17 protein-coding genes and 1 other RNA gene are annotated in these 15,884 nt (G+C 45.1%); 5 read left to right on the top strand and 13 right to left on the bottom strand.

Annotated features, from left to right (window positions below):
- Positions 1 to 37: 37 nt before the first annotated feature.
- From MHO32_RS01585 to rsmI, 5 genes are all read right to left on the bottom strand, one after another.
- The gene (locus MHO32_RS01585; RefSeq protein WP_005447785.1) at positions 38 to 1,843 is read right to left on the bottom strand and encodes a peptidoglycan glycosyltransferase FtsI; all 1,806 of its coding nucleotides are present in this window, start codon (positions 1,841 to 1,843) and stop codon (positions 38 to 40) included.
- Positions 1,840 to 2,157, bottom strand: a complete 318-nt coding sequence (gene ftsL / locus MHO32_RS01580) for a cell division protein FtsL (RefSeq protein ID WP_005428577.1) — start codon at positions 2,155 to 2,157, stop codon at positions 1,840 to 1,842. The genes MHO32_RS01585 and ftsL overlap by 4 nt, the downstream gene beginning before the upstream one ends.
- 5 nt (positions 2,158 to 2,162) lie before the next feature.
- Entirely contained in the window at positions 2,163 to 3,113 is a 951-nt protein-coding gene (gene rsmH / locus MHO32_RS01575) for a 16S rRNA (cytosine(1402)-N(4))-methyltransferase RsmH (protein WP_239210546.1), read from the bottom strand.
- Positions 3,114 to 3,289: 176 nt separating this feature from the next.
- Positions 3,290 to 3,718: RNase P RNA component class A (rnpB, locus tag MHO32_RS01570), an RNA gene on the bottom strand.
- A gap of 356 nt (positions 3,719 to 4,074) precedes the next feature.
- Complete coding sequence (rsmI, locus tag MHO32_RS01565) at positions 4,075 to 4,938, bottom strand: 16S rRNA (cytidine(1402)-2'-O)-methyltransferase (protein WP_005447783.1); 864 nt, start codon at positions 4,936 to 4,938, stop codon at positions 4,075 to 4,077.
- Between the two features lie 68 nt (positions 4,939 to 5,006).
- Between rsmI and MHO32_RS01560 the strand changes: the two genes are divergently transcribed.
- Genes MHO32_RS01560 through MHO32_RS01545 form a run of 4 tightly spaced genes read left to right on the top strand, consistent with a single transcriptional unit; the run spans position 5,007 to position 8,431 of the window.
- Positions 5,007 to 6,818 (top strand): penicillin-binding protein activator, encoded by a 1,812-nt coding sequence (locus tag MHO32_RS01560; protein WP_239210545.1) that lies wholly within the window; start codon positions 5,007 to 5,009, stop codon positions 6,816 to 6,818.
- Positions 6,805 to 7,173, top strand: coding sequence for a YraN family protein (locus tag MHO32_RS01555; protein WP_005447774.1), 369 nt, complete (start codon positions 6,805 to 6,807; stop codon positions 7,171 to 7,173). Before MHO32_RS01560 ends, MHO32_RS01555 begins: the two co-directional genes overlap by 14 nt.
- A 3-nt stretch (positions 7,174 to 7,176) precedes the next feature.
- Positions 7,177 to 7,767 carry a phosphoheptose isomerase gene (locus tag MHO32_RS01550; RefSeq protein ID WP_005447772.1) on the top strand — a complete coding sequence of 197 codons (591 nt, stop codon included), beginning with the start codon at positions 7,177 to 7,179 and terminating at the stop codon, positions 7,765 to 7,767.
- A 22-nt stretch (positions 7,768 to 7,789) separates the two neighbouring features.
- Positions 7,790 to 8,431, top strand: coding sequence for a BON domain-containing protein (locus tag MHO32_RS01545; RefSeq protein ID WP_005447770.1), 642 nt, complete (start codon positions 7,790 to 7,792; stop codon positions 8,429 to 8,431).
- Positions 8,432 to 8,495: 64 nt separating this feature from the next.
- Here the strand turns inward: MHO32_RS01545 and sspB are convergent, their stop codons facing one another.
- From sspB to zapE, 8 genes are all read right to left on the bottom strand, one after another.
- The gene (gene sspB, locus MHO32_RS01540; RefSeq protein WP_005447768.1) at positions 8,496 to 8,975 is read right to left on the bottom strand and encodes a ClpXP protease specificity-enhancing factor; all 480 of its coding nucleotides are present in this window, start codon (positions 8,973 to 8,975) and stop codon (positions 8,496 to 8,498) included.
- Positions 8,976 to 8,994: 19 nt separating this feature from the next.
- On the bottom strand, positions 8,995 to 9,630 hold the full coding sequence (gene sspA / locus MHO32_RS01535; RefSeq protein WP_005436105.1) for a stringent starvation protein SspA: 636 nt from the start codon (positions 9,628 to 9,630) through the stop codon (positions 8,995 to 8,997).
- Between the two features lie 96 nt (positions 9,631 to 9,726).
- Positions 9,727 to 10,464: a cytochrome c1 gene (locus MHO32_RS01530; protein ID WP_009697600.1), complete on the bottom strand. Its 738-nt coding sequence runs from the start codon at positions 10,462 to 10,464 to the stop codon at positions 9,727 to 9,729.
- A complete protein-coding gene (locus MHO32_RS01525; RefSeq protein ID WP_005447764.1) occupies positions 10,461 to 11,726 on the bottom strand; it encodes a cytochrome b in 1,266 nt (421 codons plus the stop codon). The genes MHO32_RS01530 and MHO32_RS01525 overlap by 4 nt, the downstream gene beginning before the upstream one ends.
- Positions 11,726 to 12,316 carry a ubiquinol-cytochrome c reductase iron-sulfur subunit gene (gene petA / locus MHO32_RS01520; RefSeq protein WP_005436095.1) on the bottom strand — a complete coding sequence of 197 codons (591 nt, stop codon included), beginning with the start codon at positions 12,314 to 12,316 and terminating at the stop codon, positions 11,726 to 11,728. The genes MHO32_RS01525 and petA overlap by 1 nt, the downstream gene beginning before the upstream one ends.
- A 547-nt stretch (positions 12,317 to 12,863) precedes the next feature.
- Positions 12,864 to 13,256 (bottom strand): 30S ribosomal protein S9, encoded by a 393-nt coding sequence (gene rpsI / locus MHO32_RS01515; protein WP_005436094.1) that lies wholly within the window; start codon positions 13,254 to 13,256, stop codon positions 12,864 to 12,866.
- 15 nt (positions 13,257 to 13,271) lie between these two features.
- Positions 13,272 to 13,700 carry a 50S ribosomal protein L13 gene (gene rplM / locus MHO32_RS01510; RefSeq protein ID WP_005372872.1) on the bottom strand — a complete coding sequence of 143 codons (429 nt, stop codon included), beginning with the start codon at positions 13,698 to 13,700 and terminating at the stop codon, positions 13,272 to 13,274.
- 254 nt (positions 13,701 to 13,954) lie between these two features.
- Positions 13,955 to 15,058, bottom strand: a complete 1,104-nt coding sequence (gene zapE, locus MHO32_RS01505; protein WP_005447762.1) for a cell division protein ZapE — start codon at positions 15,056 to 15,058, stop codon at positions 13,955 to 13,957.
- Positions 15,059 to 15,254: 196 nt separating this feature from the next.
- On the opposite strand from zapE, the gene zapG reads away from it, so the two are divergent.
- Positions 15,255 to 15,698 (top strand): Z-ring associated protein ZapG, encoded by a 444-nt coding sequence (gene zapG, locus MHO32_RS01500; RefSeq protein WP_005447760.1) that lies wholly within the window; start codon positions 15,255 to 15,257, stop codon positions 15,696 to 15,698.
- Positions 15,699 to 15,884 lie beyond the last annotated feature (186 nt).

The following is a 15,884-nucleotide window of genomic DNA, read 5'->3' as shown; positions in this document are numbered from 1 at the left end:
AGCTTTCTTCATTTTGTTTCTTAGCAGACTTATAAGCCTACTGTTGGAATTTATTTTCGTCAGGGGCAACATTCAAGATTTGCAGCGCACCTTTCATGATTTCGGAAAAGACAGGAGATGCTACTGAACCACCGTAGTAATCATCACCTTGTGGCTCATTCACAATCACTACCAACGCAATTCGCGGGTCGCTCACAGGCGCAAGACCAGCGGTATATGTAATGTATTCATCACTATAGCCACCTGCTGTCGCTTTACGTGACGTACCGGTTTTTGCCCCGACTCGGTAACCTGGAACAGCCGCTCTTCGAGCTGAACCACCTTTTTGTGTTACCGTCTCTAGCATATCTAACACTTGACGAGCATGCTCTTTGCTCACCACTTGGCGTGACATATCGTTATCGTTACTTTCGATAATATGAATTGGTTCGTATTTTCCTAAGTTGCCTAGCGTCGCGTACGCATGAGCAAGCTGAATTGGCGTGATGGATAAGCCGTAACCAAAAGAAATCGTTGCTCGCTCAATAGGAGACCAACGAGAGCGGCTTGGGAAAATACCGGTCACCTCACCAACCAAGTTCAAGCCGGACAATTCGCCCAAACCAACAGAGCTATACAAACCCAATAGCGCTTCCACTGGCATTCGCATCGCAAGCTTGGTCACACCGATGTTACTCGATTTTTTCAAAATCTTGGTCAGGCTTGCTTTACCTACTTTGGACACGTCACGAACACGGCTACCACCGAGTTGAAGAATGCCATTTCCGGTGTCGACGATCGTATCTTTGTCCGCCACACCATTTTCTAAAGCGGCTAAGATCACGAATGGCTTAATCGTCGAACCAGGCTCCATTGAGTCGGTAATAACTCGGTTACGCATCTTGTAGCTTTGCCAGTCGCTGCGGTTATTTGGGTTATAAGATGGCGCATTCACCATCGCCAACACGGCACCTGTTTTTACATCAAGCATTACTGCAGAGCCAGAAGTTGCACGGTGATCGGCTACAGCTTGCTTAATTGCGCGATACGCGATGGCTTGCAGTCTTTGGTCAATGGTCAGTTGCAGCGGCTTACCTTCTTGCTTCTCTTCCAAAGCAATGTTCTCGACGACACGACCATAACGGTCTTTACGAATGGTTTTCTTACCCGCAGCGCCAGTCAGCCATTCATCGTAGCTACGTTCAACACCTTCTAAACCATGTCCATCAATGCCTGTTACACCGACTAAGTGGGCACTAACTTCACCTGCGGGATAGTAACGACGAGATTCTGATTTCAACCCCACACCCGGCAGCTTTAACTCTCGAATGTAGTTCGCCATCGCTGGACTTACTTGACGTTGAAGGTAAATAAAACGGCGGGATTCGTTCTTCTTAATTTTGTTAATCAGACCTTGGCGATCTAAGCCAAGCACGTCTGCAAGTGCGTACCAACTCTTAGTTTGCTGCAGTGCGCCTTCTTTAAAGATGGTTTTCGGGTCTGCCCAAACGGCTTCTACCGGTACGCTCACTGCCAGCGGTTCACCGTTACGGTCAGAGATGATCCCACGCGCGGAAGGAATGGCTTTTACACGGATAGAACGAAGATCACCTTGCTTGATAAGGTTGTCTGGCTCGATGATTTGAATGTAAGCCACGCGCCCAACGAGAAGAGCGAAGGCACAGAAGACAAAAAACAGCAGCAAGTGAAAACGCCAGCGAATCAAAAATGACTCTGGTTCTGCCGTTACTTCTGTTTCTTTTGTTTCTTTGGTGGGTTGCGGTTTTGCTGCAGAAACTTTCTTTTCTTTTGCAGCAGACTTGCGCGTATTTCCTTGTTTAGATTTGGCTTTCTTTCCAATCATTTTAGCGTGATAACCACTTCTTTATCGCCATCTGGTCGTTTCATTTCAAGATCCTTCTTTGCCAAGTCTTGAACGCGACTGTGTTCTGCGAGAGCTGTTTCTTCCAACATTAGGTTGCGCCATTCGCTGTCCAATCGCTCCCGCTCAACCAATGTATGATCTTTTTCAGTGATCGCTTGACGCGCATGGTGGGTTGCAAACACCACTCCCATTGCGGTTGCGAAGATCAAAATCATCAACAACAACGACCAGCGACCGACGGTAATCAAATCCGTCGCTATCAACTTAGCAAGGTTAGGAGTGGTTTTCGTCATAATAATTAAAGCTTTTCTGCAATTCTTAGCACTGAGCTTCGAGAACGCGGGTTCATGTCAATTTCTTGCTTAGTTGGTTTGATAGCTTTACCAACAGGCTTCATGTTTGCACTACCCAGAGCACGAATCTGCTCTTCTGTCATTGGGATGCCGTGTGGCACTTCTGGACCTTTACTCTCTTTACGAATAAAGCGTTTTACCATACGGTCCTCTAAAGAGTGGAAACTGATCACTGATAAGCGCCCCTCTGGAGCCAAGATGCTCGCAGCGCCTTTTAGTGCTGTATCAATTTCTTCTAATTCACTGTTGATGTAAATACGAAACGCCTGAAAAGCACGAGTCGCTGGGTGTTTTTTCTCTTTGAAACTATTTGGAGCGGCATCCGAGATCAATTTAGCTAATTGACCAGTACGAACCATAGGCTCGTTTTCTTCATCTTCGCGGTATGCCACGATCGCTTTCGCTATGCGACGTGCGTGTTTGTCTTCACCGAACTCGCGAATGACCCAAGTAATGTCATCCAAATCCGCTTCCATCAACCATTGAGAAACAGGGATACCTGATGTTGGGTCCATACGCATATCTAGTGGACCATCTTTCATAAAGCTAAAGCCACGCTCAGCATCATCTAACTGTGGAGAAGACACGCCAAGATCAAGCAGGACACCGTCAACTTTACCAACTAAACTGTATTCTTCTGCGTACTTCGCCATACCAGAAAATGGACCATGAATGATGGTAAAACGAGGGTCGTCGATTTTGCTCGCTTCTGCGATAGCCTGTGGATCACGGTCGATACTGTATAGACGACCATTCTCCCCGAGCTTCGACAAGATAGTTCGGCTGTGACCGCCACGGCCAAATGTTCCATCGATATAGATACCATCGGGTTTGATAGCCAAGCCATCAATGGATTCATTTAATAACACTGAGATATGTTGAAATGTTTCGGTCATAGCTTTCTCGTTGAATGATCTTGAAGCGATTCTTTAGTGTACTGATTTCCCACATCATCGCCACCTCAAGTCTAAAGTTAGACGTGATTCAGCGCCAAGTTTATTGGTAATGACATAGTTTGCGTCAATAAAATGCAAAAAACCCATCACTACCGAAGTAGGGATGGGTCTCGAATAGGTGGAGCCGACACATAAGCCGGGTTCTGTTCCGCTTGCGCGGCGGTAGCCATTCGTCTAGGCCAGCAATCACTCACTGGCTCGAGCAACCTACCCGCCTCCTTACGCGAGCAACGCAATGTGGAGGCCTATTTGGTCTTGCTTCAGGTGGAGTTTACCCTGCTACGAACTATTACTAGTCGTCCGGTGCGCTCTTACCGCACCCTTTCACCCTTACCTGTGCCCTAAGGCCATCGGCGGTCTTCTCTCTGCTGCACTTGTCGTAGGCTTGCGCCCCCCAGGCGTTACCTGGCACCTTGCTCTATGAAGCCCGGACTTTCCTCCCCTTTGTCAGTCTCCCGAAGGACGTCAACGTCAGTCTCCCAAAGGGACTTCGACGTCAGTCTCCCGAAGGACATCAACAAAGCAGCGACTACCCAGTCAGCTCCGATGGCGGATTGTATAGAGTTATCCCTTCTGAGTCTAGTGAGATCACAGATATGATGAAATGAGGATGTTAATTGCTCAGAAAACAAACAAGAATACTTAAATCTGGGGAACATTGCGTTGCCGGATTCGAGAACCGGGAGCGCGATACCCCGAAGAGAGAACGTTGTAGGTAAGCTTAAAAAATAAAAAGGAGAACCGAGTTGATGGTTCTCCTTTCAAACAGAAATTCACTTAAGATAAATGTACGTCTTGGGATATATTGATAGCTGAGCGCAGGATTAAGACCGCTATATTCTCGAGCCTCACCTCCAGAAGCGAAGCGTTTCCAAAGTGCCGGCGTTCGTTCTAGAAGCTTTTAACCCAGATTCTCCAAGCCCCACTTATATAAAGCATTCTTCTTCAAACTGTAGATTTCAGCGGCAAGCGCAGCGGCTTTCTTCAATGGTAACTCTTTAGTCAAGATGCCCAATGTACGCGTCGCTTCATCAGGTAGGCTCTCTTCCGTTGAATCTCGGTGACCATGAATCAGCAATACCATCTCACCACGTTGTTGGTTATCGTCACTCTTCACCCACTCAATCAACTCACCAAGAGGCATTCCTTGAATAGTTTCAAAGGTTTTGGTTAGTTCACGAGCCAATACCACTTCACGTTCTGGACCAAGAACGTCTAACATATCTTGTAGAGAGTCTAAAATACGATGCGGAGATTCGTAGAAGATACAAGTACGTTCAACAGAAGCAATCTCCAAGAACTTGTCTTTACGACCTTTACTTTTCGGTGGTAAGAAGCCTTCGAAACTGAATCGGTCAGATGGTAGACCTGAAGCACTTAACGCAGTGATGACCGCACACGCACCAGGAAGAGGCACAACTCTTACGCCCGCTTGACGACATTTTGTCACCAAGTGGTATCCTGGATCGCTTATTAGCGGCGTACCAGCGTCAGAAACCAATGCGATAGACTGACCTGACAGTAGCTTTTCAACTAGAACTTGTGCTTTTTGTTGCTCGTTGTGATCATGCAGCGCAAAAGTTTTGGTTTGGATATTGAAGTGAGACAGTAATTTGCCTGTATGTCGAGTATCCTCAGCGGCAATGATGTCCACATTCGACAGAACTTCGATAGCACGTTGAGTGATATCCGCTAAATTTCCGATTGGAGTCGGTACGATGTATAGAGTTGGCCCCTCATTCGGCAACTTATTTTTATCTGTCATTTGTTTACCATCACTTCAACGATTAATATAGAGACAATTTTGTACAAAATTATAGAGAACTCACGGCAATGATGAACCATAAGAGACTCAGTGTACCACGCTTACTCACTCCTGTTGCACTGGCAATTACGCTCGCCGCCTGTTCTTCAGGTCCGCGACAACCAGATAGCGTAGATATTACACTTGAGCCGACACAGTCTGTTCAGAACTACATGATTCAAGCTGATAGCACCGAAGGTAGCCTACAAAACGACTGGTTGATCATGGCAACCAAAGCGGCAATCCAAGCAAATGAGTTAGACCAAGCTGAGCTGTTAATCAAACGTCTTTCTCGTCAGCAACTGAGCGAAGTTCAACAGGCTGAGTGGCAATTGGCTCGTGCGACCTTACAGCAAAAGCAAGGTAAATACTCACAATTGCTGCAAGGGCTGAACTTTAAACCTTGGTGGAAACTGCCAAGCGAACAGTGGAAAGACTACTACGAGTTGCGCGCGGACGCTTACCAAAGCTTAAACCAACCGTTTGAAGCAAACCGCCAATTGGTAGCCGAAGGCCAATACGCGACATCAGCAGAGCAACGTGAGATCTCTAGCCGTATTTGGATGAACTTCGGCAGTTACTCTGAAAATGAACTGACGGCATTACAAACTGAACCAAGCGAAGACGTACTAGATGGTTGGCTACAATTAGCGATCTATGCAAAAACGTTATCGAGCAATATTCCTCAGCTTAAAAACACGCTTGAGCACTGGTTAAGTGAAAACCCTTCACATCCAGCAGCGGTTTATACTCCTGCAGAAATTCAAAACATCCTCTCGTTAGAGATTGTGAAACCAAACAACACAGCGCTTCTGTTACCGCTAACGGGTAAATTTGCTCCGCAAGCACAACTGATCCGCGATGGTTTCATCTTTGCGATGATGAACGACCAAGCACGAGATCCAAGTGCGACGCTGACGGTGATTGATACACACGCTTACAGCGCCGATCAAATCAAACAGCGCTTAATCAATGAGAACATCGATTTTGTCGTTGGTCCTCTACAAAAAGAAAACGTAGAGAAGCTACAAGCGACATTAGACGGTTCCGAAACAGGCGTGAAAATTCCAACGTTGGCACTCAACATTCCGGAAGAAGTGCAAGCTGGCACAGACATGTGTTACCTAGCACTTTCTCCAGAGCAAGAAGTTGCACAGGCAGCCAAGTACCTATTCAGCCAAGGCTACCAATTCCCAATGATCTTAGCGCCAAACGGAGCTTATGGTCAGCGTGTTGTTGAAGCGTTTAATGAAGAGTGGAGCAAATACAGCTCAAACAAAGTTGCGACTAGTTACTTTGGTGATAAACGCCAACTGCAAAAGAACATTAATGGTGTATTTGGCTTACAAGAGAGTCAGCAACGCATCGCACAAATGCAGTCTCTGATGCGCATCTCTTTAGAGAGCCAACCTCGTAGTCGTCGTGATGTGGATGCGGTATATATTGTCGCACGCAGTTCCGAACTGACGTTGATCAAGCCATTTATCGAAGTCGCGATTAACCCAGATGCAAAACCACCTAAGTTGTTCTCTAACTCTCGCAGTAACAGTGGTGGCGCAACTTACGAAGATCTATCAGGCGTGGCGTACAGCGACATTCCGATGTTAATCAATCCAGATCCAACCATCGCGACACAAATGAATGAGCTATGGCCAGATCAATCCAATATGGAAAAACGCTTAGAAGCATTAGGTATGGACGCATACAAACTGCTTGGTGAGTTACCGCAAATGAAGTTACTACCGGGCTACTCAGTTGATGGTCAAACAGGTGTATTAAGTATCAACAACAACTGTGTAGTACAACGTGAGTTAGACTGGGCCGAGCGTGGGGCTCTTTAGTAAGCGACAAATCGGCAATCAATACGAAACCCTGGCGAAGCGATATTTGCAGCGTCAGGGTTTGCGCTTTTTAGATCAAAACTTCCTAACGAAAGTCGGCGAAATTGATTTAATTTTCCAACAAGGTGAAACTATCGTCTTTGTTGAGGTCAAATATCGTAAGAATGATGCTTTTGGCTCTGCAGCAGAAATGGTCACCTACGCAAAAATGCGTAAACTAGTCAAAACAGCTCAAATTTGGCTAAGCCAGCAAAAATGCTCGGCACACACTATCGATTATCGGTTTGATGTTATTGCCATTCACGACAGTGGTCGAGACATCAACTGGATACAAAATGCAATCTCTGAAGGATAAACGATGCTAGACAGCATTAAAGACAGTTTTACAGAAAGTATTCAAATTCAAATCGCTGCAGCAGAAGCACTACCAGATGCAATTACTCACGCTGCTCAGGCAATGGTTTCAAGCTTACTCAACGGCAATAAAATCCTATGCTGTGGCAACGGGGGCAGTGCGTCGAATTCACAACAATTTGTCTCTTGTCTTTTGAACCGATTCGAAACAGAGCGCCCTAGCCTACCAGCAATGACGTTGACGGCGGATAACACAACGCTCACTGCCGTTGCCAATGACTACCACTACCAAGAGATCTTCTCCAAGCAAGTACGCGCTTTTGGTCAGCCGGGCGACATCTTGCTCGCAATCTCTACCAGTGGTAACAGCAAAAACATCATCAAAGCAATGGAAGCCGCGGTAACTCGCGATATGACGATCATTGCTCTTACTGGTAAAGATGGCGGTGAAATGGCTGGCTTGCTTGGTGAAAATGATGTGGAGATTCGCATTCCATCACATCGAACAGCACGCATCCATGAAGTACATATGGTCACCCTTCATTGCTTGTGTGACCTCATCGACCAAGTTCTTTTCCCTGCTCACGAAGAATAATTGAAATTGAGAGTTTAGAAATATGATACGTAGTCTTGTCATTTTATTTGCAGCACTCAGCATGAGTGGCTGTGCGGGTTTGTTTATTGCAGGGGCAGCAACTACTGCCAATATCGTTACAGATACACGTACAACCAAAGAAATTTGGCAAGACAACAACATCGAATTTGAAGTTGCAGCGATTGGCAATAAAGCACCATTCAAAGGAAAAGCTCGCGTCGTTGCGAGTTCATACAATGGGACTGTTGTATTAATGGGGCAAGCCCCAACTCGCGAACTGATTAATGAGTTTGAACGTCGAGCTCGTGCAGTAAGTGGTGTGAAAAATATCCATAACCAGATCAAACAAAAAGAACCATTGAGCGTAACTCAAATCAGCAACGATAGCTGGATCACCACCAAGGTTAAATCAGCATTACTGACTGATAGCGAGTTAAATGGCATCAAAGTAAAAGTGATTACTGAAGACAGCGATGTATTCTTGTTTGGTTACGTCACGCCACAACAAAGCGATCGAGCAACAGAGATTGCACGTAATATCTCAGGCGTAAAACAAGTGATTAAAGGCTTCCAATATGGTGATGAAAAGCCATTAAAAGTGGAAGAACCAGAAACAACACAGCCTGAAGCAACAGTCACTGAATTAGGCTCTCAAGTGAACTAGCTAGACAGTTGTTTAATACAACTTAGCAGATAATAAAAAAGCAGCGTGGGCACGCTGCTTTTTTTTATTTGATAACTCGTAAGCTTGGTCTGCCTTTCGGACGAGGAGCTTCTTCCTCTTCAGACTCCGAGTCCATGACTTCTGAATCATCACTCACGGTAGTAAAAGTTGGTGACTGTTCTTCTTCAACAATCCCTTCTTCTTCGATATGAGTGTACGCTTCTTCAGGTTCAAACATGGTGCCAGCACCATTCTCTCGAGCGTAAATCGCTTGTACCGCATAAACCGGTACGATCACTGAATGAGGTCGACCACTAAAACGAGCATGGAAGGTAATCGCATCATTACCCAACTCAAGTTGACCAACAGCACGTGGAGCAATATTCAAGATGATTTGACCATCTTGAATAAACTCAACTGGTACACGCACACCCGGCATCGTTGCATCAACCACCAAGTGAGGAGTTAAGTCGTTGTCTACCAACCAATCGTAAAATGCACGAAGCATATACGGACGGCGAGCAGTCATTTTTGCAATATCCATAACGTGTTATCTAAATCGCTTAGCGAACTAGGCGCATTTCACGTTCAGCTTCAGTTAGAGAAGCAAGGAATGAATCACGCTCAAATACGCGGTTCATGTAAACTTTGATCTCTTTTGAACCAGGACCTACAAGGTCGATACCTAGTTGAGGCAGACGCCACAATAGTGGAGCTAGGTAGCAGTCGATTAGGCTGAACTCTTCGCTCATGAAGTATTCGTATTCAGCGAAGATTGGCGCTAGAGTCAGAAGATCGTTACGTAGTTTAGTACGTGCTTTTTCTGATTCTTCCGCGTTACCCTTAACAACTTTTTCAGCTAGTGAGTACCAGTTGCGTTCAATACGGTACATCATCAAACGGCTGTTACCACGAGCAACTGGGTAAACAGGCATTAGAGGTGGATGAGGGAAACGCTCGTCCAAGTACTCCATGATGATTTTTGAATCGTAAAGAGCTAGCTCACGGTCCACAAGAGTTGGTACTGATTTGTATGGGTTCAGTTCCACAAGCTCAGCAGGAAGGTTAGCTTCATCAACAAGCTCAACTTCAACACTTACGCCTTTTTCAGCTAATACGATGCGAACCTGATGGCTATACAAATCTGATGCACTTGAGAAAAGAGTCATCACAGAACGTTTATTGGCAGCTACAGCCATGGAGCCCTCCAGCACACTTACAAATAAAAATAATGGAGGCTAAGCCTCCATTATTCGTCAATTAAAATTGGGAATTAGCACGGTATGATAGCACAATTAATGCACATCACGCCAATACTCTTTCTTAAGCATCACGACAACAATTGTTAGTAGAACGAGGAAGCCCATCACCCACCAACCAAGCGCATGACGCTCTAGTTGAACTGGGTCGCCTGAGTAAACTAGGAAGTTAACTAGGTCACCAACCGCTTTGTCATATTCGCCAGAGCTTAGCTCACCAGTACCGTCTGTTTCAGTACCTACAACGACCTGAACTTCCTCACCGTCAACCACTTTCGTGCCGTAGACTGGAGTAGGAATGCCTTGAAGCTCTTCAAGTACATGTGGCATACCAACGCTTGGGAATACAATGTTGTTCACACCGAATGGACGTGATGGGTCAACATAGAAAGAGCGTAGGTAAGTGTACAGCCAATCTGCACCACGAACTCGAGCAACAAGAGTTAGATCCGGTGGCGGAGCACCAAACCAATCACCAGCTTGCTTTGCAGGCATTGCGTTCACCATAAGGTCACCAATTTTCGCTTCAGGGTCGAAAATCAGGTTTTCCTTCATTAGGTCAACAGGAATATCCAAGTCTGTTGCCACTCGCTCGTAACGCTGGTATTGCGTTGAGTGACAAGCAAAACAGTAGTTCATGAATAGCTTCGCGCCGTTTTGTAGCGAAGCTTTATCCGATAGGTCCACGTTCGCCTTGTCTAGCGGTACGTTGGCACCCGCTGCCATCGCGAGAGATGGCAACATAGCAAATAGAATTACAATCCACTTCTTCATTTGAATGTCACCCTCTCTGGTAATGGTTTGGTCGCTTCATTTTTGCTGTAGAAGAACAGCAGGACAAAGAACATGAAGTAACACAAGCTAAAGATCTGAGACAAAAGCGTGTACAGCGGCGTTGCCGGTAGTGCACCCAAAATACCCAGAGCGATAAAGGCGATAGTGAACTGAACAATATTCAATAGGTGAATTTTGCTGCGGTAACGGTAAGAACGAACTTTACAACGATCCAACCAAGGTAGAACAAACAGTACTGCAATTGACGCACCCATTAGGATTACACCCAATAGCTTGTCTGGAACCGCACGTAAGATTGCGTAGAATGGTGTGAAGTACCAAACAGGAGCGATATGCTCAGGTGTCTTCAGTGGGTTTGCAGCTTCAAAGTTAGGTGGCTCAAGGAAGTATCCACCCATTTCTGGGTTGAAGAACAGCACATAACAGAAGAAGAACAAGAAACCAGCCACACCAACTAGGTCCTTAACCGTACCGTATGGATGGAAAGGAATCGAATCGATGATGTCGTATTTCTTCGTGTAGTAATCGTGGAACTTGAACTGTGTTTCGTAATCGTCGCCCATTGAGCCTTTTGGTAGCTTAGTCTCGATACCATCCGGGTTGTTAGAGCCAACTTCGTGTAGTGCCAATACGTGCAGAACAACAAGAAGAAGTAGAACGATAGGTAGCGCAATAACGTGTAGTGCGAAGAAACGGTTTAGCGTTGCACCTGAGATGATGTAGTCACCACGGATCCAAAGCGTTAAGTCATCGCCAATAACAGGAATCGCACCAAATAGAGAAATGATTACCTGAGCACCCCAGTATGACATCTGACCCCATGGTAATAGGTAACCCATGAAAGCTTCAGCCATTAGAACCAAGAAGATCAACATACCGAAGATCCAAAGTAGCTCACGAGGCTTTTGGTATGAACCGTAAATCAGACCACGGAACATGTGCAGGTAAACAACAACGAAAAACGCTGACGCGCCAGTTGAGTGCATGTAACGCAACAACCAGCCGTAATCAACGTCACGCATGATGTATTCGATAGAAGCAAACGCACCATCACCAGAAGGAACGTAGTTCATTGTTAACCAAATACCGGTTAGGATTTGGTTAACCAGTACCAACATTGCCAGAGAACCGAAAAGGTACCAAAAGTTGAAGTTCTTAGGCATTGGGTATTCAGACAAATGCTTTTTATAAGCATTCATCGCGGGAATTCGTTTTTCAACCCAGTCTAGTAGTGCTTGCATTATGCGTCTCCCTCATCAACACCGATCATGAGCTTCGTATCACTCAAGTACATGTGCTTAGGAACCACAAGGTTCAGAGGTGCAGGAACACCTTGGAACACTCGACCAGCCATATCGAATTTAGAACCGTGACATGGACAGAAGAAGCCAGACTTAACGCCTTGAACTTGCTCAGAGAACGTGTCAGGTAGATAGGTCGGTGAACAACCTAAGTGAGTACAGAAGCCAACTGCCACGAAATACTCAGGCTTGATCGAACGATGCGCGTTCTGAGCATAAACTGGCTGTTGTTCCATTTCTGATTGTGGGTCACGAAGCTGTCCGTCGATGTTCTTTAGGTTATCCACCACTTCTTGAGTGCGACGTACAACCCATACAGGCTTACCTTGCCACTCAACACGAACCATCTGACCAGCTTCGATTTTACTGATATCCACTTCCACCGGTGCACCCGCAGCTTTTGCTTTGGCGCTCGGATTCCATGATTTGATAAAAGGCACGGCGACGGCAGCTGCCCCTAATCCACCAACAACTGCCGTTGTAGCGGTTAGAAAACGCCTGCGACCGTTATTTAAAGGCGCGTTGCTCATCCAAACATTCTCCCATTTGCTCCCTTTGGATCGTTATTATTCCGCTTATAAGAGCATGGCTAACAAATAATGAATTTAGTTCTATTTATTGGGGGGAAATGATAAAGAAAACCCTACTTTTTGACAAGATAAAGCTACCTTTTTGTAACAATTGTGAGGCAAATCGCTCACGCCGTCACAAAAGCGGCAAAATTATAAAAAATAGATGTGATTTGTAACAAGAAAGCGAAACGAAGAATGGCTAAGAATGGGATAAAAAGCCTTGTATTCCGGCTGTTTTCAGTCGATTACATAGAAAGATATGTCAAGAATGTGAAGGGACTCCCCACTTTTGTTATCTCCGTCTTGTAGCACGAATAAATCCAGAAAAAGTGCAGATAAAACATTCAAATGTTGCGAGGATATTAAGTGGCGATGTGAAGTTCGATATGAAATGAAAAAACGCTTTTCCACGCGTTAGAAAAACAAAAAGCTCGGCATATAGCCGAGCTTTGGTACACAGTATCCAGAGAAACTCTGGAACAGCATAATTTCCGATAAAAGGAAATTAACGCTTAGAGAACTGTGGACGACGACGTGCTTTACGTAGACCAACTTTCTTACGTTCAACGCAACGAGCGTCACGAGTAACGTAACCAGCTGCACGTAGAGTAGGACGTAGAGACTCATCGTACTCCATAAGAGCGCGAGTGATACCGTGACGGATAGCACCAGCTTGACCAGAAATACCGCCACCTTTAACAGTAACGTATAGGTCTAGCTTCTCAGTTAGTTCAACTAGCTCAAGAGGTTGTTTAACAACCATGCGAGAAGTTGGACGACCGAAGTACTCATCAAGGCTACGCTTGTTGATTACGATGTTGCCGCTGCCTGGTTTGATGAAAACACGCGCAGCTGAGCTTTTGCGACGGCCAGTGCCGTAGTATTGATTCTCTGCCATTTTCGAAATCCCCAATTAGATGTCTAGTACTTGTGGTTGTTGAGCAACATGGTTGTGCTCAGCGCCCGCGTAAACTTTAAGCTTACGGTACATAGCACGGCCTAGAGGACCACGTGGAAGCATGCCTTTAACTGCAAGCTCAAGAGCCATCTCAGGTTTACGATCGATCAACTTTTCAAAAGTGATAGATTTTAGACCACCTGGGAATTCAGAGTGACGGTAGTACACTTTGTTCTTAGCTTTGTTACCAGTTACAGCAACTTTCTCAGCGTTGATAACGATGATGTAATCACCAGTGTCAACGTGAGGAGTGTATTCAGCTTTGTGTTTGCCACGTAGGCGAGATGCAATTTCACTTGCTAGACGGCCAAGAGTTTTACCCTCTGCGTCTACAACGTACCAGTCGCGTTTTACAGTTTCTGGTTTAGCAACGAAAGTTTTCATGCTAATAATAACCCGTTAATTAAAATTTAAACTTTAAAGGAACACCCAATAGTGCTCCCACACTGTCTAAGAGCCCAGTCATCACCCCTTCGAGTCGTTGGTACTCTCGACCTTCTATGTCGAAATAACTTCGATAATCAGGTCTGCAGTAACGGTGGGTCGCAGGATTATAGAGAAGAGCGAAGAAAAAATCACCTTTTTTTGCGTTAAATCACGAATTTTTTCTTCACTTTTTTAAGATGAGTTGTCGATTTTTACGCCAGATGCTCTCTAGCGAGGTATTCATGGCTTTGCATCTCAGTCAATCGAGACAAACAACGTTTAAATTCGAACTCTAACTGCCCTTGCGTATACAGAGACTCCATCGAGACTTCTGCAGAAATAATCAGTTTCACGTTACGTTCGTAAAATTCATCAACTAAAGCGATAAAACGTCTTGCTGCATCATCAATCTTACGATCCATCTGCTTCACCTCTGCCAACAATACCGTATGGTAAATACGCGACAGTTCAATATAGTCATTCTGACTGCGTGGTGTCTGGCAAAGTTGCTCAAAAGACGCATGTAGCACGCCATCACTTGCTTCAATTACTTTAACTTCACGATGATTTACTTCAATGCTGTGTGCTGCGACCTTTCTTTCGCCAATCAACTGGTGGTAGTACTTATTGAGATTGACGGACGCTTGTTCATCTAGCGGATAATGGTAGATTTCAGCTTGTTGCAACGTTCTTAGACGGTAATCCACTCCACTGTCGACATTAAGCACGTCACAGCGCTGAATGATCATGTCTATCGCTGGTAAGAAGCGCGCCCGTTGTAAGCCATTACGGTACAAGTTTTCAGGTTCAATGTTGGATGTTGCAACCAAAATCATCTGGCGTTTAAACATCTCTTGCAGCAATGTCGCTAAAATCATCGCATCGGTAATGTCAGAAACAAAAAACTCATCGAAGCAGACCACATCCGCTTCTTTTTTGAATAAGTCAGCGACTTTTGACAGTGGATTTTCAACTTCCCCTAACCGCTTGAGTTCATCATGGACTCGATACATAAAGCGGTGAAAATGCACTCGCATCTTTCGTTCTGTAGGCAACGCGTCAAAAAACGCATCCATAAGATAAGTTTTACCACGCCCAACACCACCCCAAAAGTAGAGCCCTTTCGGCGGTTCTGGTAATTCTGGCTTTTTACCAAGTAATTTCTGCCAAGTGCTAAGCTGAGGAATAGGCGCAGACTGAAACTCTGCAATCGCATGGTAAAGATTGTCTAAAGCAACGACAGCGTTATATTGGGCTTCATCACGCTGGAATCCATGCTCTGCTATGTCTTGTTGGTATCGTTTTAATGGTGTCATGGTATAGAGTCGTATCAGAGGTACAGAAAAAATTGTCACCTCGGGGTCAGCGTTGAGCATAGAGAGAGGTAGATATCAGTCCCCGAAGACTTACCGCTATTTTTCTTTATCGGCTGTTCAAGCCATAGTAACATGGACAAGCACCGCGTGTAACTAAGTAGTAAAAGACTTGTTAAAACAACTATAAGGAGCAGTTATGCCTTGGATTTATGCCATTGTGGGTTTGCTGGTCGGTACAATCGTAGGCGTAGTCATTAGTAGACTAACCACCCCCGAATACAAAAAACAAAAGTCTGTGCAAAAAGAGCTGGAAGCAGCCAAATTTGAACTAGAGCAACAACGTCAAGAGCTCGTCGATCACTTTGCACAAACTGCAGAAATGCTGGACACCTTAGGTAAAGATTATACCAAGCTATACCAGCACATGGCGAAGACGTCTTCTGAACTTCTGCCAAACTTGCCTGAGCAAGACAATCCATTCGATAAGAAGACTGCAATGTCATCTGATAAAGTCGAAGAGGATCAATCAGACGTCAATGAACAACCAAAAGACTATGCCAACGGCGCAACTGGTCTTTTAAAAGATCAGGAAAAAGAAATCATCGACGCACCTGAAGCAGTCACAGCGAAAGCGTCTTAATCCCCTTATCCTGCCTAATTGGGTCAATACATTCACATTTCTTATCAATTTGTATTGACCCTTGTTGAACTTTTCTTAAGCAACTCATCTCTAACAACTTGTGTGCTGCCGCCACGTTTTGATTGTCCGAATTCGTCCCTATATTAATTACTATCAATAAGAGACAAAGCATTCGGATATTTCTTT

Source organism: Vibrio sp. MMH1-50 (assembly GCF_022347645.1).
GTDB lineage: Bacteria > Pseudomonadota > Gammaproteobacteria > Enterobacterales > Vibrionaceae > Vibrio > Vibrio harveyi.
The sequence above is the reverse complement of the archived record's forward strand: the minus strand, read 5'-3'. Positions and strand labels throughout refer to the sequence as shown.

Bases quoted from the DNA above. Each gene is read 5' to 3' on its own strand.
- MHO32_RS01530 (WP_009697600.1), bottom strand. From the start codon at position 10,464: ATGAAGAAGTGGATTGTAATTCTATTTGCTATGTTGCCATCTCTCGCG.
- rpsI (WP_005436094.1), bottom strand. From the start codon at position 13,256: ATGGCAGAGAATCAATACTACGGCACTGGCCGTCGCAAAAGCTCAGCT.
- MHO32_RS01550 (WP_005447772.1), top strand. From the start codon at position 7,177: ATGCTAGACAGCATTAAAGACAGTTTTACAGAAAGTATTCAAATTCAA.
- rsmI (WP_005447783.1), bottom strand. From the start codon at position 4,938: ATGACAGATAAAAATAAGTTGCCGAATGAGGGGCCAACTCTATACATC.
- MHO32_RS01560 (WP_239210545.1), top strand. From the start codon at position 5,007: ATGATGAACCATAAGAGACTCAGTGTACCACGCTTACTCACTCCTGTT.
- sspA (WP_005436105.1), bottom strand. From the start codon at position 9,630: ATGGCTGTAGCTGCCAATAAACGTTCTGTGATGACTCTTTTCTCAAGT.
- rplM (WP_005372872.1), bottom strand. From the start codon at position 13,700: ATGAAAACTTTCGTTGCTAAACCAGAAACTGTAAAACGCGACTGGTAC.
- sspB (WP_005447768.1), bottom strand. From the start codon at position 8,975: ATGGATATTGCAAAAATGACTGCTCGCCGTCCGTATATGCTTCGTGCA.
- petA (WP_005436095.1), bottom strand. From the start codon at position 12,316: ATGAGCAACGCGCCTTTAAATAACGGTCGCAGGCGTTTTCTAACCGCT.
- MHO32_RS01525 (WP_005447764.1), bottom strand. From the start codon at position 11,726: ATGCAAGCACTACTAGACTGGGTTGAAAAACGAATTCCCGCGATGAAT.
- MHO32_RS01585 (WP_005447785.1), bottom strand. From the start codon at position 1,843: ATGATTGGAAAGAAAGCCAAATCTAAACAAGGAAATACGCGCAAGTCT.
- MHO32_RS01545 (WP_005447770.1), top strand. From the start codon at position 7,790: ATGATACGTAGTCTTGTCATTTTATTTGCAGCACTCAGCATGAGTGGC.
- ftsL (WP_005428577.1), bottom strand. From the start codon at position 2,157: ATGACGAAAACCACTCCTAACCTTGCTAAGTTGATAGCGACGGATTTG.
- zapE (WP_005447762.1), bottom strand. From the start codon at position 15,058: ATGACACCATTAAAACGATACCAACAAGACATAGCAGAGCATGGATTC.
- rsmH (WP_239210546.1), bottom strand. From the start codon at position 3,113: ATGACCGAAACATTTCAACATATCTCAGTGTTATTAAATGAATCCATT.
- zapG (WP_005447760.1), top strand. From the start codon at position 15,255: ATGCCTTGGATTTATGCCATTGTGGGTTTGCTGGTCGGTACAATCGTA.